The 25,874-nt window shown below is 55.4% G+C and carries 18 protein-coding genes; 16 read left to right on the top strand and 2 right to left on the bottom strand.

Annotation, left to right across the window (positions count from 1 at the left end):
* Window positions 1–124 precede the first annotated feature (124 nt).
* From flgF to flgL, 7 genes are all read left to right on the top strand, one after another.
* Window positions 125–868 carry a flagellar basal-body rod protein FlgF gene (flgF, locus tag C4S72_RS13595; RefSeq protein WP_104003689.1) on the top strand — a complete coding sequence of 248 codons (744 nt, stop codon included), beginning with the start codon at window positions 125–127 and terminating at the stop codon, window positions 866–868.
* 14 nt (window positions 869–882) lie between these two features.
* Entirely contained in the window at window positions 883–1,668 is a 786-nt protein-coding gene (gene flgG, locus C4S72_RS13590) for a flagellar basal-body rod protein FlgG (RefSeq protein WP_104003688.1), read from the top strand.
* A gap of 16 nt (window positions 1,669–1,684) precedes the next feature.
* On the top strand, window positions 1,685–2,365 hold the full coding sequence (gene flgH, locus C4S72_RS13585) for a flagellar basal body L-ring protein FlgH (RefSeq protein WP_104003687.1): 681 nt from the start codon (window positions 1,685–1,687) through the stop codon (window positions 2,363–2,365).
* Window positions 2,366–2,390: 25 nt separating this feature from the next.
* Window positions 2,391–3,482 (top strand): flagellar basal body P-ring protein FlgI, encoded by a 1,092-nt coding sequence (locus C4S72_RS13580; protein WP_104003686.1) that lies wholly within the window; start codon window positions 2,391–2,393, stop codon window positions 3,480–3,482.
* The gene (flgJ, locus tag C4S72_RS13575; RefSeq protein ID WP_104003685.1) at window positions 3,482–4,543 is read left to right on the top strand and encodes a flagellar assembly peptidoglycan hydrolase FlgJ; all 1,062 of its coding nucleotides are present in this window, start codon (window positions 3,482–3,484) and stop codon (window positions 4,541–4,543) included. The genes C4S72_RS13580 and flgJ overlap by 1 nt, the downstream gene beginning before the upstream one ends.
* Window positions 4,544–4,628: 85 nt before the next feature.
* Complete coding sequence (gene flgK, locus C4S72_RS13570; protein WP_104003684.1) at window positions 4,629–6,689, top strand: flagellar hook-associated protein FlgK; 2,061 nt, start codon at window positions 4,629–4,631, stop codon at window positions 6,687–6,689.
* Window positions 6,690–6,691: 2 nt separating this feature from the next.
* The gene (gene flgL, locus C4S72_RS13565) at window positions 6,692–8,284 is read left to right on the top strand and encodes a flagellar hook-associated protein FlgL (RefSeq protein WP_104003683.1); all 1,593 of its coding nucleotides are present in this window, start codon (window positions 6,692–6,694) and stop codon (window positions 8,282–8,284) included.
* Between the two features lie 82 nt (window positions 8,285–8,366).
* Here the strand turns inward: flgL and C4S72_RS13560 are convergent, their stop codons facing one another.
* Window positions 8,367–8,687 carry a flagellar protein FliT gene (locus tag C4S72_RS13560; RefSeq protein ID WP_104003682.1) on the bottom strand — a complete coding sequence of 107 codons (321 nt, stop codon included), beginning with the start codon at window positions 8,685–8,687 and terminating at the stop codon, window positions 8,367–8,369.
* Between the two features lie 15 nt (window positions 8,688–8,702).
* Window positions 8,703–12,137: an O-linked N-acetylglucosamine transferase, SPINDLY family protein gene (locus C4S72_RS13555; RefSeq protein ID WP_104003681.1), complete on the bottom strand. Its 3,435-nt coding sequence runs from the start codon at window positions 12,135–12,137 to the stop codon at window positions 8,703–8,705.
* A 234-nt stretch (window positions 12,138–12,371) separates the two neighbouring features.
* Between C4S72_RS13555 and C4S72_RS13550 the strand changes: the two genes are divergently transcribed.
* The 9 genes from C4S72_RS13550 to acs all read left to right on the top strand — a co-directional run bounded on the left by C4S72_RS13550 (window position 12,372) and on the right by acs (window position 25,824).
* The gene (locus C4S72_RS13550) at window positions 12,372–14,105 is read left to right on the top strand and encodes a flagellin N-terminal helical domain-containing protein (protein WP_104003680.1); all 1,734 of its coding nucleotides are present in this window, start codon (window positions 12,372–12,374) and stop codon (window positions 14,103–14,105) included.
* A gap of 81 nt (window positions 14,106–14,186) precedes the next feature.
* Window positions 14,187–14,594 carry a flagellar protein FlaG gene (locus C4S72_RS13545; RefSeq protein WP_104003679.1) on the top strand — a complete coding sequence of 136 codons (408 nt, stop codon included), beginning with the start codon at window positions 14,187–14,189 and terminating at the stop codon, window positions 14,592–14,594.
* Between the two features lie 31 nt (window positions 14,595–14,625).
* Window positions 14,626–16,698 carry a flagellar filament capping protein FliD gene (gene fliD / locus C4S72_RS13540; RefSeq protein ID WP_104003678.1) on the top strand — a complete coding sequence of 691 codons (2,073 nt, stop codon included), beginning with the start codon at window positions 14,626–14,628 and terminating at the stop codon, window positions 16,696–16,698.
* Window positions 16,699–16,739: 41 nt separating this feature from the next.
* Window positions 16,740–17,144, top strand: a complete 405-nt coding sequence (fliS, locus tag C4S72_RS13535; RefSeq protein WP_104003677.1) for a flagellar export chaperone FliS — start codon at window positions 16,740–16,742, stop codon at window positions 17,142–17,144.
* A 185-nt stretch (window positions 17,145–17,329) separates the two neighbouring features.
* Complete coding sequence (locus tag C4S72_RS13530; protein ID WP_104003676.1) at window positions 17,330–19,324, top strand: peptidase U32 family protein; 1,995 nt, start codon at window positions 17,330–17,332, stop codon at window positions 19,322–19,324.
* A 255-nt stretch (window positions 19,325–19,579) separates the two neighbouring features.
* A complete protein-coding gene (locus tag C4S72_RS13525; protein ID WP_104003675.1) occupies window positions 19,580–21,016 on the top strand; it encodes a sigma-54 dependent transcriptional regulator in 1,437 nt (478 codons plus the stop codon).
* A 151-nt stretch (window positions 21,017–21,167) separates the two neighbouring features.
* Window positions 21,168–22,250, top strand: coding sequence for a sensor histidine kinase (locus C4S72_RS13520; protein ID WP_104003674.1), 1,083 nt, complete (start codon window positions 21,168–21,170; stop codon window positions 22,248–22,250).
* Window positions 22,247–23,617: a sigma-54-dependent transcriptional regulator gene (locus C4S72_RS13515; protein WP_104003673.1), complete on the top strand. Its 1,371-nt coding sequence runs from the start codon at window positions 22,247–22,249 to the stop codon at window positions 23,615–23,617. The genes C4S72_RS13520 and C4S72_RS13515 overlap by 4 nt, the downstream gene beginning before the upstream one ends.
* Before the next feature lie 251 nt (window positions 23,618–23,868).
* Window positions 23,869–25,824, top strand: coding sequence for an acetate--CoA ligase (gene acs / locus C4S72_RS13510; protein WP_104003672.1), 1,956 nt, complete (start codon window positions 23,869–23,871; stop codon window positions 25,822–25,824).
* Window positions 25,825–25,874 lie beyond the last annotated feature (50 nt).

The following is a 25,874-nucleotide window of genomic DNA, read 5'->3' as shown; positions in this document are numbered from 1 at the left end:
GGAGCGAAGCTCTCGCCGCGAATCTCTCCCTCCTCAGTTGTCTCTCAAATTCTATTGGCACACGCCTTGCTTTATCAGGGTATAGGCCGCTTAAAGCGGCAACCTTTTTCCTGATGGAGCTGTTATGGACAAGTTGTTGTACGTATCGATGACTGGTGCCCGCGAGAATATGCTGGCTCAGCAGGTGCACGCCAATAACCTTGCCAATGCCACCACCACTGGTTTCAAGACCGACCTGGAACAGGCCCGCGCCATGCGAGTTCTGGGCGACGGTTATGAGTCCCGTGTCTATTCCATGAGCGAACGCCCCGCGACCGATACCACGTCCGGTACGCTGATCCAGACCGGCCGAGACCTGGATGTGGCGATTAATGGCGAAGGCTGGATCGCGGTTCTGGGCCCCAACGGCCAGGAGGCCTATACCCGTTCAGGGGAGCTGCAGATCAATGCCGCCAACCAGTTGGTGACTGGCAGTGGTTTGCCGGTGATGGGCAACGGTGGTCTGCCGGTGGTCATTCCCCCCGCGGAAAAAATCGATATTTCAGGCGATGGCACGGTGACCATACGGCCCTTGGGCGATAACGCCACGGACCTGGTGCAGATCGATCAGATCAAGCTGGTGCGGCCTGAGCCGGGGGCTTTTTATAAAGGGGAAGATGGCCTGATGCACGCCGACAACAACCAGGTGTTGCCGCCGGATCCAACCGTTAGCCTGAAATCGGGGTACCTCGAGTCAAGCAATGTGAATGCAGTTGCAGAGATGACCTCGATTATCAACCTGGCGCGCCAGTTCGAGGTGCAGGTGAAAATGATGCAAACAGCTGAAGAGAATTCCAGCGCGGCTGCCAATATTCTGCAGCTGAGCTAAACCGGAGGATAGCTATGAACGGGGCGCTTCACGTCGCTAAAACAGGTCTCAGCGCGCAGGATACTCAGCTGAAGGTCATCTCCAACAACCTGGCAAACGTTAGTACCGTTGGTTTCAAGAAAGACCGGGCCGTTTTCGAGGACCTGCTTTACCAGATTCGCCGTCAGCCGGGCGCTGAGAGCGCCGCTGACTCTCAGCTGCCCTCTGGTCTACAGCTCGGTAACGGCGTGCGTACCGTCGGTACGCAGAAGCTTTACCAGCAGGGTGACATGCAGGTCACTGGTGAGACCTTTGATGTTGCGATCAACGGTCAGGGCTTTCTTCAGGTTGAGATGCCGGACGGTGAGATAGCCTACACCCGCAATGGCCAGTTTCATCTGGATGGCGAAAACCGACTGGTAACGGCCGAAGGCTTTTTGATTGAGCCGGCGATCACCCTGCCGGATGAGGTCGAAAACTTCACCGTAGCGAATGACGGTATCGTCACGGTCACCGTTGCCGGCGACACTCAGCCCCAGGAAATTGGCCAGCTTGAGATAGCGAACTTCGTTAACCCACAGGGGTTGCAGGCGATCGGTCAGAACCTGCTGATGGAGACTGCCGCCAGTGGTGCTCCTCAGCTGTCTGTCCCGGGGGAAGATGGTACCGGCACATTGAGACAGGGGATGCTCGAGGGGTCAAACGTTAACGCGGTGGAAGAACTGGTCAACATGATCACCACCCAGCGTGCGTACGAGATCAACTCCAAGGTGATCTCTACCGCTGATCAGATGCTGTCGTTCGTGACGCAGCAGCTTTAAATCGAGGTTTCGTGGCATGAGCGCTAAGTTAAAGATCGCCGTTTTTATCGCAGGGCTGTTGGGGTTGGTGGGCTGCGTCAACACGCCGCCCAAGCCGGATAATCCTTACTACGCACCTGTAGAGGCGGCGCCGCAGCCGAATCTGCAGCCGGTGACCGGTTCGATCTATAACGCAGCTACTGCCATGAACATCTACGGTGACGGTCGCGCTCATCGTGTTGGCGACATCATCACCGTAGCGCTGCAGGAAAACACCCAGTCCTCGAAAAGCAGCTCTACCCAAGTCGATAAATCGAACAGCAATGAGGTGGGTGTGGGAAGCGTCTTTGGGCAGAACCTCTCCGCCTTTGGCAACCCGCTTTCAGCCTCTCTCGGCAGTGAAAACTCCTTTGATGGCCAGGGCGACTCGGATATGAGCAATAGCCTGAGCGGCAACATCACGGTGACAGTGCATAAGGTGCTGCCTAACGGCAACCTGCTGGTACGGGGCGAGAAGTGGCTGACCCTGAACCAGGGCGACGAATACATCCGTGTCAGTGGTCTTATCCGCCCTCAGGATATTGATGAAGCCAATACGGTAGCCTCCACCAAGATGGCTGATGCACGTATTGCCTACAGCGGCACGGGGTCTGTGCAGGATGCCAACGTTATGGGCTGGTTGTCCCGCTTCTTTATCGGCCCGCTTTGGCCGTTCTAACGAAGCTTTTTAAAAGGGCTTAGCGATGAAAATCTTTTCTGTTCTGATTCTGGCTTTCAGTCTGCTCGCACCCAGCGCTTACGCCGAGCGCTTGAAAGACATTACCTCTGTATCCGGCGTGCGCAGTAACCAGCTGGTGGGTTACGGCCTGGTGGTCGGTCTAGACGGTACTGGTGATGGCACCGATTTTACGTCGAAGACCTTCCGTAACATGCTGAACAACTTCGGTGTGGCGATTCCAGCGGATGTGGATCCTGAATCGGATAATATCGCGGCTGTGGCGATCTCCGCCAATCTGCCGCCCTTTGCCAAGCCCGGGCAGAACATCGATGTGACCGTATCCACCATCGGCGATGCCAAAAGCCTGCGCGGTGGCACTTTGCTGATGGCGCCTCTCAAGGGCGCGGACGGTAATGTCTACGCAGTGGCTCAGGGTAACCTGGTGGTTTCCGGTTTTGGCGCCCAGGGTGCCGATGGTTCACGCCTTTCGGTGAATGTGCCCAGTGTTGGACGTATTCCTAATGGTGCCTCGGTTGAGCGCGCCGTACCCAATGCTTTTTCGCAGGGCGACTCGCTGGTGCTGAACCTGAACCAGCCTGATTTCACCACCGCCCGCCGTGTGGCCGAGCAGATCAATGGCCTGTTGGGGCCTGAAGTAGCTCGTGCCATGGATGCGACCTCAATTCGCGTGCGTGCACCGCGTGACTCTTCGCAACGGGTTTCTTTCCTTTCCGTGCTGGAAAACCTCACCGTGCAGCCGGGGCAGGAGGTGGCCAAGGTTGTCATCAACTCACGTACCGGCACCATTGTGATTGGCCAGAACGTAACGATTTCGCCGGTGGCGATCACTCATGGCGGCTTGACCATTGCGATTAACGAAAACTTCGATGTAAACCAGCCCGACCCGCTGGCGGGCGGCCAGACCGTGATCACGCCGCGCACCGGCATCGAAGTGGATGAAGGCTCCGGCCATATGTTTGAATTTGCGCCGGGCCCGACCCTGAGCGATGTGGTAGAGGCGGTCAATCAGGTGGGCGCCGCACCGGGTGATCTGATGGCGATCCTGGAAGCCCTGCGTCAGGCTGGCGCCCTGAAAGCCGAGCTGGTGGTGATCTGATGGACAGTAAAATTCCCGGTCGCACAGATGCCGCGCTGTACAGTGACTTTACCGCTCTGAGTAAACTCAAGTCAGAGGCTGGTAAGGATAAAAACGCAGCTTTGCAGCAGGTGGCGGAGCAGTTTGAGCAGGTGTTTATGAACATGATGCTCAAAACCATGCGCGAGGCTAACCAGAGTTTTGCCGAAGATAACCCGTTCAACTCCAGTGAAGTGGAGATGTACCAGGGGATGCTCGATCAGCAGCTGACCATGGAGTTATCTCGCGGCAACGGATTTGGCCTGGCCGATATTATCGTACGCCAGCTCGGTGGCAGTGATCTGAACCCGGAAACGCTGCGGCAGGCGCTGCAGATGCCGGGCGATGATCAGCAGCTTGATGAGGCGGTACGCCAGGGCGATTCCATCAACGAGGCGCTGCTCAACCTGGCGGCACGACGGGTCGCTGGTAGCTCCCTGGATGCGGTTACCCAGATCAGCCAGAAACTGAGTGCAGCAGAAGCAACAGCGGTAGATGCCGAAACCGAAACGTCGACAACTGCAGCAGCGTCAACAGCCAAAGAATCGGTCACCTTCGACTCCCCCGAGCAGTTTGTGCAGCGTCTGTTGCCGCTGGCTGAGAACGCCGCCAAGGCGCTTGGTGTTGATCCCCGGGTGCTGGTGGCTCAGGCGGCCCTGGAAACCGGTTGGGGGCGCTCGGTGATTCGTGATGCTGCGGGGCAGAGCACTAATAACCTGTTCAATATCAAGGCCAACGGTGGTTGGAGTGGCGACCGAGTAGCGGTGCAGACCTTGGAGTATCGCAACGGTCTGCCGCAACCGGAGCGCGCTGAGTTTCGTGCTTACGATTCGCTCGAGCAGAGCCTGGACGACTATGTGCAGTTCATCCAGAACAACCCGCGTTATGAAAACGCCCTGAAGCAGTCCGGTAACCCGGTCGCTTATCTGCAGGAGCTGCAGCGTGCCGGCTATGCCACAGACCCGGAATACGCCGACAAAATCGAGCGTATTTTCAGCGGTAACACACTGGCGGCGATCACCGGTCAGCCTCAAGAAGGCTGATGCTCAGCCGATAACCAAAAGATAACCAGCCGATACGGAATGGCAAAGTTCAAGGCGCCAGTAACCAAGCGCCGCGGAGATTAAAATGAGTTCCAGCATACTCAACATCGGTGTTCAGGCGCTTAACGCTAACCAGAGTGCGTTGACAACCGTTGGTCAGAATATCGCCAACGTGAATACCGAGGGTTATAGCCGGCAGACGGTTATCTTTGGTACGCAGGATCCACCTATTCTTGGTGTCCAGGTCCAGGATATCAACCGGGTTACCGACCAGTTTCTCGTACGTCAGGTCTGGTCAGATACCTCTACATTCAACAGCAACGAGGCGTTCTCTCAAAAGATCGCTCTGCTGGACAGTATGCTGGTATCCGAGTCTACGAGCCTCTCTGCCTCCATGGACAGCTACTTCGCGTCTTTGCAGCAGGTCGTGGACGACCCGCTGTATATCGCCAACCGTGAGTTGTTCCTGGCGGAAGCTCAGTCATTGACCAACTCATTCAATGACTTTGACTCCCGGCTACGTAGCCAGACGGATTCCATTAATACCGAAATCCGCAGTATGGTTCAGACGGTTAACTCGATTACCCAGAATATCGCCGACTTGAACGTGCAGATTGGTACCCTGGAGACGGCGGGACAGAACTCTAACGAGCTGCAGGACCGGCGCGATCTGCTGGTAAAAGAGCTCTCCGGCTATGTTTCTACCAATGTTATCTCTCAGGATGGCATCACCTATAACGTGATGATGGGAGATGGTCAGCCGCTGGTGGTAGGTAGTAGCGCCGCGACGTTGCAGGTACGTACGGGGGACGCTGATCCGACCCAGCTTGATATCTACATGACCAATGGCAGTGGTGTGGAAGCCAGAGTCACGGATCAGCTTGGCGAAGGCTCTATCGGTGGTATGGTGCGTTATCGTGATGAGGTGCTTCAGCCCACGATCAATGAAGTTGGGCGTTTGGCGCTGGTTTTCTCAGAAACAATGAATGAGCAGCACCGTAAAGGGATGGACCTGAACGGTGATATGGGGCAGGACCTGTTCCGCGACATTAGAAGCGGAGAAGTCACGGCCAACGCCAACAACAAGAATCTGAATGTTTCCGCGTCGGTTGGTTTTTACGATGTAGGAGCGCTGACCGCCAGCGATTATCGTGTCGAGGCGACCGGTGTCGATACGTTTACAATCACTCGGTTAAGTGATGGTGAAAAAATCACCTCGGCCGAGCTGAGTGATCTGTCCTCTTTGCCTCAAGACGAGCAGGATCTGGACCAGTCCGGGGTGTTTGTCCGCGACGGCAACCAGTTGACCATCAGCCTCGACGGCATGACCATGAAGTTCAATGGTCAGATGTCGCGTGGAGACAGTTTTCTCGTTCAGCCTACTCGCTCAGCTGCCCAGCTGATGGATGTGGAAATTACCAACCCCCGTATGCTGGCTTTGGCTTCACCTTTGCGAGTTGAACCTGCCACCACCAATAGCGGCAATGCAGAAATCACTAATGTGGAGATTACCGCCACCCAGGATAGTTCGCCGTTACGTCAGGGTGTGCCGGTAAACCTGGAGGTCGTGTTCAACGCGGATGGTAGTTACAGCGTTTATGACGTGCGAGACGAAGATAACCCTCAGCAGATTGATCTGATCGACGCTGAAGGTAATACAGTAAGTGCCTTGTCTTACGTCGCGGGTGAACCGATCAGTTTCAGTCTTGCCAGCACGGCCGATGGTCAGCAGGCGGGCGACCTGGCGGACGGCTACGATTTCAGCATCACGCTGACAAACCAGCCCAATGCCGGCGATCGCTTCACCATCGAGCGCAACGTGGATGGTTATTCCGATAACAGTAACGCCCTGGCCATGTCCAATCTGCAGAACGCTGAAACTGTTGATGGTTTTAGCTATCAGGATACCTATGGTCAGATGCTGGCTTGGGTGGGTACTCAGGCAAGTACTGCTGAAATCGCTTACAACTCAAGCCGTTCAGTGCTCCAGTCCAGCGAGAATGCGCTGCAGAGCGTAGCGGGTGTAAACCTGGATGAAGAAGCCGCCAACCTGGTGCGTTTCCAGCAGGCTTACTCTGCGTCCGCCCAGCTTATAACGGCTTACCAGACCATATTCGACAGCCTGATTTCGGCTGTGCGGAGGTAATTATGCGTATATCCACAGGCCAGATTTACACTAATGCCAACCAGAACATGATGGAGAATCAGTCGTCCCTGGCTGATATCCAGAACAAGTTGGCCAGTGGCAAGGAATTTACTTCCCTGGCGGAAGATCCCGTGGGTGCGAGCCGGGTGGTTAGTTTGCAGCGTGAGTTGGCGCAGCTGGAAATGTATCAGGGTAACGTAGATGCTTCACGGCGCCGGCTACAACTGGAAGAAACCACCATTGGCGACCTGAACACCGCCACAGACCGCATGCGAGAGCTGGTGCTGCAGGCGGCTAACGGTACGATGTCCGATCCGGACCGTGTGGCTATCTCCTATGAGCTGGAAGACCTGGTGGAGTATGCCGCTGGTTTGATGAACACCCGTGATGCCAAGGGGGAGTACCTGTTCTCCGGCTCTCAGGGCAGCACCCAAACCTACGTAAAAGGGGTCGATGGCCGTTACGAATATATGGGTGACAGCAGCTCCCGCTCGATTCAGGTGTCCAGCGCGCTCTACGCTCAGTCAACGGACTCGGGGCAGTTTCTGTTTGAGTCGGTACTGAGTGAGGCCGGGATCAAGCAGGTCGGTGGTGATGACCCTGGATTAAAGGGCTCTCTGCTTGAGTTTGATGTAACCGACGCTGAGGCTTACGAGTCATTTATGCGCGAGCATGGAGATTTGAAGCTCAGTGTAACCAGTGGCCAGGATGATGGCAGCGGGACCTCAGTCTACCGCTATGCGCTGATCGATAGCGCGGGTCAGGTTTTGGCGGAGGGCGCGTACGACGAAACCGCCACTGCAGAAGATCGGGTTGAAACCTTTGAGCTGGAGGGTATCTCCTTTCAGGTTCAACTACCGGACAGTGTTGATAATCCAGACTACAGCATCAGCAATAGTGCGTTGATTGACTCGGTGACCATCTCTGACAACCAGGCTTATTCTGATTTAATGCGCCTTGCGGGTGGCGAGGTCAGTATCCAGACAGCAGGGGATGAAACCAGCGGTTTTACCTATTCGCTCGTCGATTCGGCTGGAGACCCGGTTTCGAGCCTGGCCGGTGTAACGGTATCAGGCACGCCGCCGCAGTTTACCGTGTCAGTGGATTCTGGAGCGGGTTCTGTGCCCGCCTTGGATATCACTCGCAATGTCGCGACCGATGATACAAACGGGCCGGTAACACTCTCTTTTATCCCTGCGGATGAAACGACGCTTCAGTTTGATCAGCCACCTACCAATATACTCAACGAAATGCTGGATACCGTTGAGCTGATGCGCGAACCGATTGCCGGTTACCCGGAAGGGCTGACCAAGCTACAGGAGCGTTTTGCCCTCACGCTGGATCAGTTGACGATGTCGCAGGAGCGTTTATCGGAGGCGAATGCGACAGTAGGGTCGCGCCTCAATAAGCTGGATAACGCAGAGTCCAGCAATATGGATTTTCAACTGATGGCTGAGTCCACCCTGTCATCGGTACAGGACCTGGACTACGCGGCCGCATCGACTGAACTGGCTAAACGCCAGTTGGCGTTGGAAGCAGCGTATGCCAGCTTTAACCGGATTCAGAGTCTGAGTCTGTTCGATTATATCCGGTAACCCGGTAGGGCATCATTGGAAGTAGGTTTTGAGGGACTGGCCGGTTGAACTTGAGTCTACCGGCCGCTAACTAACTGAAGCCTTATTTGAACTGACCATAGGCTTTGCTGGCCTTCTTACTGCGCATCAGCTGGTTATGTTCTTTACCCAGCTCATCGCGTTTTTGAGTCAATAGCTGCAAGACTTTCTTTTCCAGCTCCCGCGATTGCGCAATAAGCTTTCTGGCTTCCGCTACCTCTTCATCCGGCCACTGTTGCCTACTTGCTTTATCCAACTCGGCAACCAAAGTGGCCCGCTGTTGCTGAAGGCCGGTAATGGGCTCCAGCTCTCCAGCCTGGGTTTTGTCGTAGAGAGCCTGGGTTATCTGAAGCAGTTCCAAGGCTAGCTGATTTAAACTCTGCATCTCGGGGCACTCCGCTTAAGGGCGCGTAAGATTGGCGTAGGTCACTTGATTAAAGCTCGCAATCATCCAGGTCAGTTCTTCTGGAGGGAAATTGCCGGGTGTTAGTTCGAAATAGGCCATCCTGCCAACCATTTTGACCGGTTTTGCCAGCCGCTCTACCACGTGATAGTACGGACGGTCACCATAGTCATCGAACAGAACGATGGTTGGTTTTCTTATTTTCATGACGGCAGCCACGAAGCAAGCAACTCTGAAACGGCCGTCAATCAGAATGACGTCAGGTTCAGTAAAGTCGTCTCTATCCCAGACGCTTAAGGGATATTTGTGGAAGTCACGCCAGCTTGAATCGTTAACTGGATAAGCCCAGGGGCCTGTCTTTCCAACGTTTACGGTGTGAATGATAGCGGGAGAGGGAGGCGCTGCCTGCTCAAGATACTGAATGATGTTAGCTGCCCAGTTCAGGTCATTTTCGACTGTGAAAACCTGCTTGTTTTCCATCTCAGAGGCAAGGACAGTTGAGCCGCCACTGCCGTACTCCAAGATGCAGGTAGCATCTGAGTAAACTTTTTTAAGATATTTGGCGGCCTCTGTGGGTAGAGTCAAATCAGGTCGTTTTATCGACGTCGATGTTGTTTCTGCACCCGTGTCGGTTGGCTGTGGGCTTGGAGCCTGCGAAGGCATAAAGCGTGGTTTTTGGCGAACACCAGACGCAGGCACATGCGGCTGCTTACTAGCAACTTCTTGCCGGACTTTATACTGGATGTACTTTTCGGCCTCTTCGTCGGAGTTGCGGCCAAGCACTTCGTAGCCAAGCCCTTCCAGACTAAATACCGTATCCGCAATGAAGGCGAGCTTTCTGCGCTGGTTCGTCGAGAGTGACTCCATACGCTCATGGCTGGGGATGAAAAGTGCGGTCGCTGAAACCAGTTCGTCGGCGTAGTTGTTAGCGCCAATAATGTTCTGAGGCACAGGTGTGCGGCTCTCTTCCTGATTTAAGCAGTAGAACCGGAAACCGTGTCTTGCCGCCCAATGTGATACTTCAGCTAAATTTGGCTGGCGATCATGAGTTGCCTGAAACACGATGTCAGCCTGAATCAGCAGGGTGTCCTTCAATGCTTCAGAGCCATGCTCCAGTACCTCAACGCTATTGTTCAGGTTGTCGAGTATCAGCCAGTCGATTGCCGGTAGCTCACTGACTTTATCGAGCTCCAGGGTATTGATCGGTAACTCTGCCAAGGTTGTTAACGAGTTCTTTAGTTTCTCGGTAAAGTGAGCGTCACCTTTCGCTTTAAGCGTTCCGCTTAGTTTGGCATCCTGGCAGGCATAGAGTGTTGCTGGGCTGCCTGAGCCCAGCAAAATATTGGGGTAGTAATGTACTCCCTGCGCCTGCCTTAGAGGGTGCTTTAACTTGTTGCTTGCGGGATCAAACGCAATCAGCTCAAGTGTGCCTTGCTCCAGCATCTGTTTAATCACGGGTACATTCAGCAGCTGGGCACCATGATCAATGGCGATGACCTTGCCTTCGAATTCCCAACGATAGGTTCTTGCTTCATCTTCGGGAGGAGGCTCCGGGTGTTGGAGTATCACTGGCTCTGGCTCACCTTGAAAGAGCACTTCACCGTTCTCGTTAAAGTTAAGGGCGGCGGGTGTCTTGCTTTCGCAATGACGCTGCCAAATCGCCCGTAGGGCGTTGTTGAGGTGGCCTGCAAAGGTCGCTGCATCACAGACAGGCGATTTCTGCAGAACTTCCCGAAGATGAGTGCGAATCACGGCGAGACTGTCGACGTCAGAGGCAAGCTCAATGGCGCGATCGCGGTACTCTTTCCAGCTATGAGTTACAAGTTCTGGCATCCCTGCGTTAATGAGGTGTGTAGTCGAGTGGCGACCCGCGAACGTGGGGCCGGGCATAGTGACGACTGGAACACCCATGATAAACGCTTCACAGGTTGTTAAGCCTCCAGAGTACGGCCAGGTGTCCAGTGCGATATCGACGCGGTGGTAGCACTTGAGAAGTTCTTGGTGAGGTGAGGTCCCTTCCAGCATAATCCGCTCACGGGCGATGCCTCGGTCTTCGAGTTGCGCCAGAATATGCTCGCAGAACTCGGGAGCACCGTAACTTTTACTTTTCAGGAATAAGCGTGAGTTGGGCACCGCGCCTAGAATGCCCGCCCATTGCTCGATCAGTTCAGCGTTAACCTTCATACCGTTATTGAAAGAGCCGAACGTGATGTAACCGTTTTGCTTAGCTGGCAGACTGTTCTCTTCAGGGAGATAGGAGGGCGGCTCATAACAGATGTAGTCACCGGGCAGGCGTACCAGCTTTTCGGAGTACATTGAATCCGTGCCCTCGGGCGTTTCATAGCGGTCGCTCAACAGGTAATCCAGAATTTCTGAGCCGCTGGTATTGATCAGCCCGCCGACCCATTTGATCTGAATCGGTGCGGGCTTTTGTGTCAGGGTCAGCATGCGTGAACCGCTGTGATGTCCTGCCATATCAATCAGTATATCGATCTGATCCGCGCGAATTTGATCAGCCAAAGCATCGTCAGTTATATGATTGACCAAGCGATAATTGCATATCTTTTTAAAGCGCCGGGTAATCGCATCCTCGCCAGAGAACATGCTATATGCGTAAAACTCATAGGCATAAGTGGGCAACTGCTCCAGTGCGGCAATAATCATCTGGCCGACAGGATGAAACTGAAACCCCTCAGATATCATGCCGAGCCTTAATACTCGTGAGGGGACAGGGTCTGTCTGGGTGTTGCTCGGCGCTGGTGGGAAGCGCTTGTCCCACTCCAGGCATGCCTCGTAAATCGATGCTTGGGTCTCTTGGGGGTTGTAGTGGCGGTTAGTGATCAGATTGCTAAAAATATAAGCGTTTTGTGGGTCTAACTCGGCTGCTGTTTGCAAGCACTTCCGCGCTTTTTCTGGCTGGCCCAAGATGTTGTGCAGGTTGGAAGCATTGTTCCAGTAACGGGAATTTTGTGGGTATCGCTCAAGTAGGCCTTTGAGCACATCCAAGGCTTGGGCCTCTCTATTCAGCGCTTGTAAGACCACTGCCTTGTGTGCAAGGAATGTCTCGCTGTCGGGTACCTTTGTCAAAGCTTGTTCGATCGCCTCCAGTGCCTCGGGTAACCGGCGCAGGCGTTCCAGAGCGAATGAGCGGAGGTATTGATTCTGTGCATTGCCAGGGTCGACGGAAACAGCTTTGCTGAGTGTGCTGAGCCCCTCGATATAATCACCAGAGTTAATTTGGGCCTGTCCCATGAGCTGCAGTGCACGAGCGTGCTTCGGCGATATATCAAGGATCTTCTGCAGCAGATTTTGCGCTTGGTTCCAGTCGGCGCTATTCATCGCTTGCAGCGCCAGAGTCAACCAGGACTGGATAATTTTACTATCGGAATTTGTTCTGGCAGAGGTGGCGGGGTGCTTTCGCTTGTTTGACATGGGGGTGCGGGACCTTGTAGCCGGTTTGAAGCCATCCTAGACAATCTCAGTTCCAAGTACCAGATAAGGCGGCTGTTTCAGAGGCCGTTCAGTTGGTCTAAAAAAGCGACAAAAAAAATTTAAAGTCTGTGGTCTGGGCGCCGATAACAGAATTCACAGGCAGTAATTGCTTTGAACCTACAGAACGAGTGCTAACGCCGCTCAGACTAGCCGAACTTTTGAGGAGAAACTCTCATGGCTATGGTAATCAACTCCAATATCATGTCGCTCAACGCGCAAAACCAGCTGACCAAGAGTCAGAACGACCTCAATACTTCCATGGAACGTCTGACCAGCGGTAAGCGCATCAACTCTGCAGCGGATGATGCTGCTGGCTTGGCTATCGCAAACCGTATGACCTCTCAGATTCGTGGCCTCGACCAGGCTGTTCGAAATGCTAACGATGGTCAGGCGCTTATCCAGACCGCGGAAGGCGCGCTGGATGAGACTACCAATATCCTGCAGCGTATGCGTGAGCTCTCAATCCAGTCTGCGAACGGTACTTACGATTCCGGTAACCGTGCGACCCTGAACGCTGAGGTTGTTCAGCTTCAGGAAGAGCTGACCCGTATCGCTGAGACTACAAGCTTTAACGGCCAGAACCTGCTTGACGGTTCCATGGGCGACCTGATTTTGCAGGTTGGTTCGGAAGCGAACCAGACTATCTCCACCACGATCGGCAAACTTGATGCTGAGGGTCTCGGTGGCACTGCGGCCGGTGACGTGGTCGGAACTGAAGCTAGTGGCACTCTGCTTGCCGGGTTGACAGCACTTAACAGCACCGGAACTCTGACAATTAATAACCAGAGCGTCGGCGATCTGTCCGATTCCGCAAACCTGCAGGAAGCGCTGGATACGATCAACTCCAACATTTCCGGTGTCGAAGTTTCCGCGTTCACTGAGATGACCGCTGCTGATGAAGGTACCGGTGTAATCCGCGGCACCGCTGTGCTTGAAATTAACTTGATCGGCCCGGGAGCTGAGTCCAACCAGTTGCAGATTACCGACACCGGTAGCATGGAAGAGCTGGTCGCCAAGATCAATGAACAGGGTGAAGGCATGATCAGCGCCTCGCTGAACGAGGACGGCAAGCTGCAGCTGACTAGCGAAACCGGTGCTACGATTACTGTGACCGATGGCACTGGCGGGCAAGCCGCAGGGCTGACTGATGGTGCTGATGTTACACAGAATGCGCAGCTTTCCTTCACCATCACAGACAGCAACGTTGACAGTGTAGATATCGGTACCACTGGTACTGTGACCTCGACTATGTTGACAGCAGTGGGTGTTCAGACCCGAGATGGTGGTGAGATTACAGGTTTCACTATTGCGGATGCAGATGTCGCGGATATCGTTGAGGGTGACCTGGTTATCAATGGTGTTGAAATCGGTGCAGTAGACGCTGGTGCCGATGGTGCCGAGCAGGCTGATAACCTTGCAGATGCAATCAACGAAAAAAGCGCTGAAACCGGTGTCGTTGCCACTGCAGCTTCTGGTGTGCTGAGTCTGAAAACCGTTGATGGCAGCGAGATGTCTATCTCCTTCCGTGAAGATGGTACAGCATCCACTGCTACCACCGGTCTTCTGGAAACCAATGACGCAGACTCCGTCGGCAACTCCGTAGCAGATATCGATATCTCTACCGTCGCCGGTGCTCAGAAAGCGATCGACATTCTTGATGAAGCCCTGGAACAGGTCAGCTCCATCCGTGGTGATCTGGGTGCGGTGAGCAACCGTCTGGATTCCACCATGACTAACCTGTCCAACATCTCCGAGAACCAGGCAGCTGCACGTTCTCGAATCGAAGATGCAGACTTCGCGAAAGAGTCGGCTAACCTGTCCCGTGCGCAGGTGCTGCAGCAGGCTGGTACCGCAATGCTGGCCCAGGCTAACGCCCAGCCGCAGCAGGTACTGTCACTGCTCCAGTAAGCATCAGGGTAGTGTACTCTTGATGTAATAGAGGCTGCCCTCCAGTGGAGGGCGGCCTTTCTAACCTAAGAGGTAAGCGTTATGACCATCGATGCCTCCGGCCTAAACAGCAACAACACTCAGCTTTTACCGCAATCGAGTGTGTCTTCCCGTCAGTTGCCTGAAAGTGCGGATATAGCCAGCAATGCCAGTGTTCCCGTGCGTACCCTGAATGCGTCCACCGAGGCGGTTCAGCAAAGCGGAGCTGCTGAGCAGCCTGGTCCCACAGCAGAGGATCTGCAGGCTGCTGTCGAGAAGATGAATCAATTGATGGATAATACTAATCGATCGCTGCGTTTTGCTGTGGATGATTCCACGAGCGAAATGGTTGTCAAAGTGATCGATATGACCACGGATGAAGTAGTACGTCAGATTCCCACGGAAGAGCAGCTCAAGTTCTCTGAGTTTCTAGAGGGCATGGTTGGCTTGATATTTGATGAACGCGCCTGATTGAAAGGCGAAGCGTTGAAGGAGGTTCGTTATGGCGAATAACATTATTTCTTCCCTTGGGGGAGGGTCCGGTATCGATACCGTTAACCTCGTTACCTCATTGGTAGAAGCCGAACGAGCCCCGCAGGAACAAAGGATCGATAGAAAGTCGGAAGAACTCAGTGCCCAGATTTCCGCTTATGGAACGCTGAAAAGTGCACTGTCCGATTTTCAGAGCATGCTTTCACCGCTGGCCAACCCTAATACTTTTTCGGCCCGCTCGGTGGCGTTTCCAGAAACCGATCTGATTACTCCAGACTCGCTCGATCCCGGGGCTCAGACCGGCAGTTACCAGATCGAAGTCCTTGACGTTGCCAGTGCCCAGACTTTGGTCATGGGTAGCAATAGCGATGCAAATGCCGCGCTCGGTGGCAGCGGTACGCTGGATATTCAGTTTGGCACCTGGACATATGCGGGTACAGATCCTGATAGCTTCGCAGCCAATGCAGATAAGCCCGCGCTGAGTATCGAGATCCAGGAGTCCGATTCTCTTGAGGATATTGCAGATAAGATCAACGGCACGGATTCAGGTATTCAGGCCAGCGTTATGCGTGTGGGTGATCAGTATCAGCTGATGCTGAGTTCTCCTTCAGGAGAAGCCAACGCGCTGTCTGTCACCGGTAATGATGATGGAACGGGGTCTGCGCCGGCGCTGCTGCAGGGTTTCAATTTCAATCAGAGTGGCCAATCCGCCAGCGTCACCGAAACCCAGCAGGCCAGTGATGCAGTGCTGAAGGTGAACGGCCTTGAGATCCGTCGCGAAAGCAACAAGATGACTGATGTTATCGAGGGCTTCAATTTCACGGTGAACAAGGCATCTGTTGGCGAGAAGATTAATTTCTCGGTAGAGGCAGATTCTTCGGTGGCTGAACAGGCGATCCGGGATTTCGTCGATGCCTATAACGCATTTCAGGAAGTGGCCGAAAACCTGACCGGCTACAGTCGTGATGAAGAGAACGTGTTGGTGCGTGGCGATTTGGCTTCAGACAGCTCAGCCAAGTCGCTGGTGCGTCAGTTACGAAGCTCCCTTACGTCTGAAGTTGCGGGACTTGAGTCTGGTTTCACCGCCTTGACCAACCTGGGTATTCGTACTGAAAGAGATGGCACGCTTTCCATTGAAGAAAGTGAGTTCAGCTCTGCCATCAGCAATAATTTTGACGAGGTCGCCGATCTGTTTGCACGTAAAACGTCATCAGAAAACGGCTATGTTGAAGTGGGGATGGGAACGCGTATCGGTGCAACCCAGCCCGGCAAGTACGAAGTGGAAGTGACTCAGGACGCGGCCAAAGGTTATCTGACAGGCGAAGCGTTCGATGCAGCGACCTTGTTCGGCGGAGGCCCGATTGATGCCAGCGCCGGTGATTACAGCTTCCGCGTCAACGTTAACGGAACTATATCCAGTATCATCCAGCTCAGTGGCACTTATGCGAACGCTGAAGAGCTGCGTAGCGATCTGCAGTCGCAGATCAACGGTGACGACAATATCAAAGGCGTCAACGCAGCAGTGGATGTTCGATTTGATGAGGCTACCGGGCAGTTCTCTTTTGAATCCAGGGAATTTGGTCAGGACTCCAAGGTGACTCTGAGTCTTCAGGGGGCCGATATGGCCAGCATTGGCTTGGGTGCGACCTCTGCGATAACCGCTGAAAATGGGCAAGACGTAAAGGGCACGATAAATGGTGTGGCCGCGTTTGGATCCGGCAATGTTCTGCTACCTGAGCTATCTTCCGATGCATACGGTTTAAACCTGACGGTGTCCCCGGGCGCTGCGGGAACCGGGCCGTTCGATATCAGCTTCTCGAGGGGCGTGGCCGGTACCATGGACAGCCTGCTCAGTCGCTTCATGTCAAACGAGGGTGTTATCGCTCTGCGTGAAGAGAATATGAGTAACCAGCTGGATGGGCTGGAAGAGGACAGGGATGAACTCGATCGCCGAATGGAAAGGTATGAAGCCCGTTTGAGTGCGCAGTTTCTCGCGATGGAGCAGATTGTCAGCAGCCTGAATGATACCGGTGATTCGCTGGAAGGGCTTCTGGACCGACTGCCCTTTACCGCACAGAATTGATAATCCGGTGCGTAGGCACCGGTCAACAAGGTAGAGTGAAAATGAATACAAGCCCCCTGGCTCAATACAAGAGCATCGATCTGAATACTGCTGCTAACTCTGCCAGCCCTCATGAATTGATCAGTATGCTGTTCAAGGGCGCGCTGGAAGCACTTGCCAAGGCGAACGGTGCAATTGAGCGTAAGGATGTTGAGCTGCGAGTTAAGCAGATCAACAAGGCTTCCTCTATTATCGTAAACCTGAAAGGCTCGCTGGACTTTGAGAATGGCGGAGAAGTTGCCGCTAACCTGGATACACTTTACGACTACATGGTCACTACGTTGATGCAGGCAAATCGCGAAAACAGTGCGGAGAAAGTCACTGAAGTCGCAGGTCTCCTATCTGAGGTCTTTCAGGGCTGGGCTGCCATCCCGGCGGAAGAGCACAACAAGACCTCCGTAAAGTAAAACGTTCTGGCTGCTGCGATATCCCAAGCCGGCTCCTTGTGAGCCGGCTTTCGTTTATGGGTACGAGGCCGGGTGTGCGGCTCCTCAAACACCGGGTTAGGGTTTCACCGCAAATCCAGCTAAAATTGCCCACATCCTGATACCTCAACAAAGATGCGGCCACACCCTTGGCTGCCGGTGGACCCATGCTCAAGAAAAACCAGCTCGAACTCCTTAGCCCCGCCCGCGATGCCGGTATCGCGAGGGAAGCGATTCTTCACGGTGCTGACGCCGTTTATATCGGTGGTCCGGGTTTTGGTGCCCGCCATAACGCGGCTAACTCTGTTGAGGATATCGCCGGGCTGGTGGAGTTTGCCCATCAGTATCACGCGCGGGTGTTCGTGACCTTAAATACCATCCTGCATGAAGACGAGCTTGAGCCTGCACGGGCGCTGATTCATCAGCTGTATAACATCGGCGTCGATGCGTTGATCGTGCAGGATATGGGTATCATGGAGATGGATATCCCGCCGATTGAGATTCACGCCAGCACCCAGTGTGATATCCGCCGTCAGGAGAAGGCGGAGTTTCTGTCGCAGGCTGGCTTCTCGCAGATCGTCCTGGCCCGTGAGCTGAACCTGCAGCAGATTCGTGATATCAGCGACAGCGTTGATGCGGCCGTTGAGTTCTTTATCCACGGGGCTCTGTGCGTGGCCTTCTCGGGGCAGTGCAATATCTCCCACGCCCAGACCGGCCGCAGTGCCAACCGTGGGGACTGCTCCCAGGCCTGCCGCTTGCCCTATACGCTGAAAGACGACAAGGGGCAGGTGGTGGCCTATGACAAGCACCTGCTGTCGATGAAGGACAACAACCAGAGCGACAATCTGCGTGCCTTGGTTGATGCCGGTGTACGCTCCTTCAAGATCGAAGGCCGCTACAAGGATGTCAGCTACGTCAAAAACATCACCGCCCATTACCGCAAACTGCTGGATGAGATCCTGGCGGAGCGCCCTGATCTTGAACGGGCGTCGAGCGGTGTGACCGAGCACTTTTTCGAGCCGGATCCGGACCAGACCTTCCATCGCGGTAGCACCGATTATTTCGTCTCCGAGCGCAAGATCGATATCGGCGCCTTCGATTCACCCAAGTTTGTGGGGCTGCCGGTTGGTGAGCTGATCGGTGTTGGCAAAAAGGATCTGACCGTTCAGACCACGACGCAGCTTAACAACGGCGATGGCCTCAATGTGCTGGTGAAGCGCGAGGTGGTGGGTTTCCGGGTGAATAACGTCTACCCCTTGTGTGACTTCCCCTCCGGTGAGGATGACGGCGTCCATTTCTGGCAGTACCGGGTGGTGCCCAATGAAATGCCGCAGGAGCTGGCAAAGGTTCGCCCGCCGCTGAAACTGAACCGCAACCTGGACCATGACTGGCAGCAGGCGCTGACCAAGACCTCTGCCGAGCGCAAGGTGCTGGTGAACTGGCAGCTGGATTCCAGCGAAGAGAGGCTCAGCGCAAGGCTGGTCAGTGAAGAGGGCGTTGAGATTAGCGCAGAACTGGCCGGTCCGTTTGAAGCTGCCAAGAACGTCGAAAAGGCGCAGCAGCAACTGCACGATGCTTTCGCCAAGCTGGGCAATACCATCTACTACGCTCAAGAGATCAGTATCAGCGGGGACGCTCGCTTTATTCCAGGCTCACAGCTGAAAGCGCTGCGCCGGGATATGATCGAGCAGCTTTCAGAGGCGCGACTGAAAATTCACCCGCGCGGATTCCGCAAGGCGGTGAGCGAGCCGGCCCCGGTATACCCGGATACTCAGTTGTCGTTCCTCGATAACGTTTATAACGACAAGGCCCGCGCCTTTTATAAACGTTTTGGCGTACAGCTGATTGAAGCGGCGTTTGAAGCCCATCAGGAAACCGGCGATGTGCCGGTGATGATCACCAAGCACTGCCTGCGCTTTTCGTTCAACCTCTGCCCCAAGCAGGCCAAGGGCGTGACCGGCGTAAGAACCAAGGTCAGCGATATGCAGCTGGTTCATGGTGATGAGGTGCTGACCCTGAAGTTCGACTGCAAGCCCTGTGAAATGCATGTGGTCGGCAAGATCAAGCCACATATCTTTAACAGCGCTCTGCCGGGCAGCTATGCCAGTGGCTCTGCTCACAGCTTTGACCCTGCCAGCTTGATTGCTACCAGCAGTGATTGAGTCAGACAGCCTTTGACAGTGTTCGCGGCGGGGGCGCCGCTCCTACCGATAAGGTGCTCTGCCGAGGTTTCGGGGGCTGCTGTAGGAGGCGCGCTTCGCGCCGGTTGAAGCAGGCGGGGTGGTTGTTCAACCCGCAGAGGGTATCGCGGCGAGGGCGCTGCTTCTACACGGGCGTCCGCTTTAATCTGTCAATTCCTTGACAATCCCCTGAGGTCGAGTAACTTGTCAGAATACTGACGCAACCCGGATCGACCGATGCACCTCAGCGGATCTAATGTTCTGATCATCGATGATGCCCTGGAGCGGCGCGACCATCTGCAGGGGATCTGCGAGTTCCTCGAGCTCCAGTGTCATGTTTTTGACTTTGTGACCTGGCTGCAGCAGGGCAAGTCCTTTGATCTGTCGACCACTTCGGTGGTGTTTCTTGGCGAAAGTAGCCTGCCGATCTCTCTTAACAAGCTGATTGCCGATCTCAATGATCAGGAGCGGATTCTGCCCAAGGTGCTGGTGTGCGACTGGCCGGAGCTGTCCGAATCTGACTTTGAAAACGCCGGCGGGGTGGGGCATCTACAGGAGCCTTACAGCTACGCGGCTATGCTTGATCTGCTGCATCACTGCTATGTGTTTTCCACGCAGCAGCATTCCCCGTCCCACCCTGAACTCTCATCCCTGGTTGGTCAAAGCCCGTCGATCATTGAGGTAAAGCGGTTGATCGCACAGGTAGCGCCGCGCGATATCAGTGTGTTGATCACCGGCGAATCCGGTACCGGTAAAGAGGTGGTGGCGCGCTGTCTGCACGAGCAGTCGGCCCGGGCGGAAGGGCCTTTTGTGCCGGTTAACTGCGGCGCCATTCCTGCGGAACTGCTGGAGAGTGAGCTGTTCGGCCACGAGAAGGGTGCTTTTACCGGTGCGATCTCCAGCCGGGCAGGGCGTTTTGAGCTGGCCCAAGGCGGCACACTGTTTCTGGATGAGATCGGCGATATGCCGCTACCGATGCAGGTGAAGCTGCTGCGCGTGATTCAGGAGCGCCAGTTCGAGCGTGTTGGCGGCACTAAAACCCAGGAAGCCGACGTACGTATTATCGCGGCGACCCATAAGGATCTCGAAACGATGATCGAGGCGGGCGAGTTCCGCGAGGACCTCTACTACCGCCTGAATGTATTTCCCATCGAGATGCCTGCGTTGCGCGAGCGCCTTGATGATCTGCCGTTATTGGTCAATGGTTTGATCGAGCGTCTGAAGCTTGAAGGTATCGGCAGTTTTCGCTTTCACCCCTCGGCGCTTGAATCTCTGAAAAAGCACCCCTGGCAGGGTAATGTGCGAGAGCTGGCCAACCTGCTGGAGCGTCTGGCTATCATCTATCCGGATGGGATTGTCGGGGTTTCTGAACTGCCGCCAAAATTCCGCCATATTGAAGAACCTGATCCTGGTCGTTATGCACAGGATGCCAGGCAGTTGTCTCTGGTGGAGGAAACGCAGATTTATACCCAGGCTCTGCCGGCTTCCGGTGGGGTACAGCTGCCTCCTGAAGGGATAGAGCTGAAGCGTTTCCTGGAAAAACTGGAGCGCTCGCTGATCAATCAGGCGCTGGAGCGTTGTACCAATGTGGTGGCCCGGGCCGCTGATGAGCTTGGGATTCGCCGCACCACCCTGGTGGAGAAGATGCGCAAATACGGCATCTCCCGGCAATAAGTGCCAACTAATACGCCCCAGGTACTTAAGTTCCAGGTACTTTCGCCCAAGGTACTTTCGCTTAAATTATTCGCCTAAATTATTTGGCTAAATTAATAGGTATCCGGTGAGAATTCCCGAGCAGTGAGCGCCGCAGAATGAGTTCTATGCAATGAGTGACAAACAGCGGATCGCCGAGCTGGAAGCGGAGGTTGCCCGTCTCAAACAGGAGCGCCAGGCTTTAGCGCGGCTAAGACGCCTGATCGACCAGATGCCCAGTGGTGTGCTGGTAATCGATAATCGCGGTCTGGTGACCGAGAGCAATCCTGCCGCGCGGGAGCTGCTGGGTGTCGAGCTCAGCGGCCAGCGCTGGGTGGATGTGATCAACGCCTGTTTTGCGCCGCGGCCCGATGATGGCCACGAAGTTTCGCTGAAAAACGGCAAGAGGGTCAGCCTCGCCACCCGGGCGCTGGAGGGAGAGCCCGGCCAGCTCGTCTTTCTCTCGGATCAGACCGATACACGTCTTTTGCAGAATAAACTGCATCACTATCAGCGCCTCTCCGAAATGGGCCGGATGATGGCCTCGCTGGCGCATCAGGTGCGCACACCGCTCTCGGCTGCGTTGCTCTACGCCAGCCACCTTGGCGCGCCCCAGTTGGATGATGACAAGCGGATACGCTTTGCCGGCAAGGTGAAGTCACGCCTGACTCACCTGGAGCAGCAGGTACGCGATATGCTGATCTTTGCCCGCGGTGAAACCAAGCTTGAAAACCGGGTGACCGGGCGAGAACTGGAAATGCGTATCGATGATCTGCTGGATATGCCGTTGGCCAGCGCCGATGCGGACTGCCACCTGGTCAATCAGGCTCCTGATGCCGTGGTCCAGTGCAACCTGGAAGCGTTGCTGGGAGCGGTTATGAACCTGGTCAACAATGCGCTCCAGGCCGGTGGTGACGGGGCCGAACTGACCATTCGCCTGGCCGAAGAGAACAGCAGGCTGCGTCTGGATGTGGTCGATACCGGGCCGGGTATGAGCCCGGAACAGGTGCGCCAGGCGCTGGAGCCGTTTTACACCACAAAATCCCATGGCACCGGGCTGGGCCTGGCCGTGGCCCAGGTGATCGCCCGTGCCCATCACGGTGAATTCCAGATTCTGTCCAAGCCCGGTACTGGCACCTGCGCTACCTTTTTACTACCCCTTATGGAAATGGCTGCCGACGGTTCGGCGGCTGAAGAGAGCGGAACGGATTTATGACACCTTGTGTACTCATCGTCGAAGATGATCTGGAACTGCGCGAAGCGCTGGCGGACACGCTGGAGCTGGCCGATATCGAGCATCTGACCGCCGGCAGTGGTGAGGAAGCGCTGGAGCTGCTGAAAAAGCAGCCCGTTGAGATGCTGGTTTCCGATGTGAACATGCCGGGTATCGACGGCCATCAGTTGCTGGCGCAGGTGCGTAAACATTATCCGGCGATCCCCGTGGCGCTGATCACTGCGTTCGGACAGGTGGAAAAAGCGGTGGATGCGATCCGCAACGGCGCCGTCGATTACCTGATGAAACCCTTCGAACCGGAACAGCTGATCGAGCTGATCCACAACCATGCCGGCATGGGCAGTGATAAACGTGGCGAACGAGAAGCACCGGTGGCGGAGTCGGCCGGTAGCCAGCAGCTTTTGCAACTGGCACAGCGCGTGGCGCAGACCGATTCCACCGTGCTGGTCACCGGTGAATCCGGTACCGGTAAAGAGGTGCTGGCGCGCTATATTCATGACCACTCTCCGCGCTGCAAAGCGCCTTTCGTGGCGATTAACTGTGCGGCTATCCCGGAAAATATGCTCGAAGCCACGCTGTTCGGTCACGAGAAGGGCGCTTTTACCGGCGCCTACACCAGCGCTCCCGGCAAGTTTGAGCAGGCTAACGGTGGCACGCTGCTGCTTGATGAGATCAGTGAGATGGATCTTGGCCTGCAGGCGAAACTGTTGCGCGTGCTGCAGGAGCAGGAGGTGGAGCGGATCGGTGGGCGCAAGACGATTCAGCTGGATGTGCGCGTGCTGGCCACCAGTAACCGCAAGCTCGAGGAGTACGTGGCCGAGGGCCGCTTCCGCGAGGATCTCTATTACCGTCTGAACGTGTTCCCGCTGCAGTGGCAGCCGCTGCGTGAGCGGCGCGAGGATATCGTTCCGCTGGCGCGCAGAATTCTTGCCCGTCATGGCGGCAAGATGAAACGTGGCCGGGTGCAGCTGACCCCCGCGGCTGAGGCGATCCTGCGTGAGCACGACTGGCCCGGCAACGTGAGGGAGCTGGATAACGCGATTCAGCGAGCGTTGATTCTGCAGCCGGCCAGCCTGATCGATGGCGCTGACCTGCATCTGTCCGGCGGAGCGATTCCGCTCGCCGGCGGTTCAGTGGCGGCCGTCTCAGCACCCGCTGTAGCGGCAGAAACCGAGGAGCAGGCCGGTGTACTCGGCCAGGATCTGCGTCAGCGTGAATATCAATTGATCATCGATGCGCTCAACGCTTGTGGTGGCAGTCGCAAGGATGCATCGGAGAAACTGGGGATCAGTCCACGCACCCTCAGGTACAAACTGGCAAGGATGCGGGAGGAAGGGATCGAGTTCTAACTCAGTTTGTCATTAATGTTGTTCATAGTCAGGCTTGAGCGCTATACCTCTGTTTGTAAGTGTTCACATACTTGCAATAACCAAGTTCTTTAGTCTAAGAATCGATAGACCAATGTCTAATTCAGGGGCTTAGCACCACTCAAGTATAACTCTATGCAGATTATGAACACTCAATCTCTGGTCACCTATAACAACATAAGACCAGAGCCAGATCTGTATAAAAACAAAATACCAAGGCTAGGGGCAAAACCATGAGTGAAGAGAAAATCTACGCGGTTGATCCGGCGTTCGCGGCCAACGCACATATCGACGCTGAGAAATACGCGGCCATGTATGAGCAGTCGGTGAATGAGCCGGAAGCCTTCTGGGGCGAGCAGGGCAAACGCCTGGACTGGTTCAAACCGTACACCAAGGTCAAGAACACCACCTTCGATCCGCACAACGTCTCGATCAAATGGTTTGAAGATGGCACGCTGAACGCCTCCTACAACTGTCTCGACCGTCACCTGGAAACCCGCGGCGATCAGGTCGCCATCATCTGGGAAGGCGACGACCCCAGCGAAGATCAGAAAATCACTTACCGAGACCTGCATGAGCGTGTCTGCCGCTTCGCCAATGTGCTGAAGGCGCAGGGCGTTGAAAAGGGCGACGTGGTTACGCTTTACCTGCCGATGATCCCTGAAGCAGCCGTAGCCATGCTGGCCTGCGCCCGTATCGGTGCGGTTCACTCCATCGTATTCGGTGGTTTCTCTCCGGAAGCACTGGCAGCGCGTATCGAAGGCGCGAACTCCAAGCTGGTGGTTACTTCCAACTACTCTCTGCGTGGCGGCAAGGCCGTTCCGCTGAAAGCCAACGTCGACAAGGCACTGACCCACGCTGGCGCCAAGAAGAGCTGCGAGAAGGTCATCGTCGTCAAGCGCGTCGATAAGGAAACCGAGTGGGATGACGCCCGCGATGTCTGGTACGACGAAGCCGTAGCGGCAGCATCCACCGATTGCCCGGTGGAAGAGATGGAAGCGGAAGCGCCGCTGTTCATTCTTTACACATCCGGCTCAACCGGCGCGCCGAAAGGCCTCAAGCACACCACCGGTGGCTACATGGTTTACGCTTCCATGAGCCATGAATATGTATTCGATTACCACGATGGCGATATCTACTGGTGTACTGCCGACGTGGGTTGGGTGACCGGTCACAGCTACATCGTTTACGGCCCGCTGGCCAACGGCGCGACCACGCTGATGTTCGAAGGTGTGCCGAGCTACCCAGACAACAGCCGTTTTGGCCGTGTTATCGAGAAGCACAAGGTTAACCAGTTCTACACCGCACCGACCGCTATCCGCGCGCTGATGCAGCAGGGTGAAGATGTACTGGGTGACTCCGACCTGTCCACCCTGAAACTGCTGGGCTCGGTCGGCGAGCCGATCAACCCGGAAGCCTGGGAGTGGTACAACCGCGTGATCGGTAAAGGTAAGTGCCCGATCGTCGATACCTGGTGGCAGACCGAAACCGGCGGCATCATGATCGTGCCGCTGCCGGGCGCTACCGCTGCCAAGCCGGGCTCTGCATCCATGCCGTTCTTCGGTGTGCAGCCGGCGCTGGTAGACAACGAAGGCAACGAGATTGAAGGTGCCGCAGAGGGTAACCTGGTGATCAAGGACTCCTGGCCCGGCCAGAGCCGCTCCATCTGGGGTGATCACGAGCGCTTCACCAACACCTACTTCTCCAGCTTCAAGGGCTACTACACCACAGGTGACGGTGCCCGTCGCGATGCTGACGGCTACTACTGGATCACTGGCCGCGTCGATGACGTCATCAACGTCTCCGGCCACCGTATGGGTACCGCCGAGGTTGAATCCGCGCTGGTAGCTCATGAAGCGGTCGCAGAAGCGGCAGTGGTTGGTTACCCGCATGACCTCAAAGGCCAGGGTATCTACGTTTATGTCACGCTGCAGGCAGGCTTCGAGCCCACCGACGAGCTGATGAAGGAGCTGCGCAACTGGGTACGTTCGGAGATCGGACCGATCGCCTCTCCTGACCTGATTCAGTTCGCGCCGGGTATGCCGAAAACCCGTTCCGGTAAGATCATGCGTCGTATCCTGCGTAAGATCGCTGAAGACGATTTTGGTGCTCTGGGTGATACCTCAACCCTGGCTGATCCGAGCGTGGTCGATGAACTGATCGAGCACCGTATGAACCGCAAAGGCTGACAGGCGTCTAGTCGCTCACAGTTTTGCAGATAAAAACGCCCTGTAGACAC

Source organism: Marinobacterium lutimaris, from assembly GCF_900108065.1.
In the GTDB taxonomy this organism is placed as follows: domain Bacteria; phylum Pseudomonadota; class Gammaproteobacteria; order Pseudomonadales; family Balneatricaceae; genus Marinobacterium_D; species Marinobacterium_D lutimaris.
This window is presented reverse-complemented; position numbering and strand designations above follow the sequence as displayed.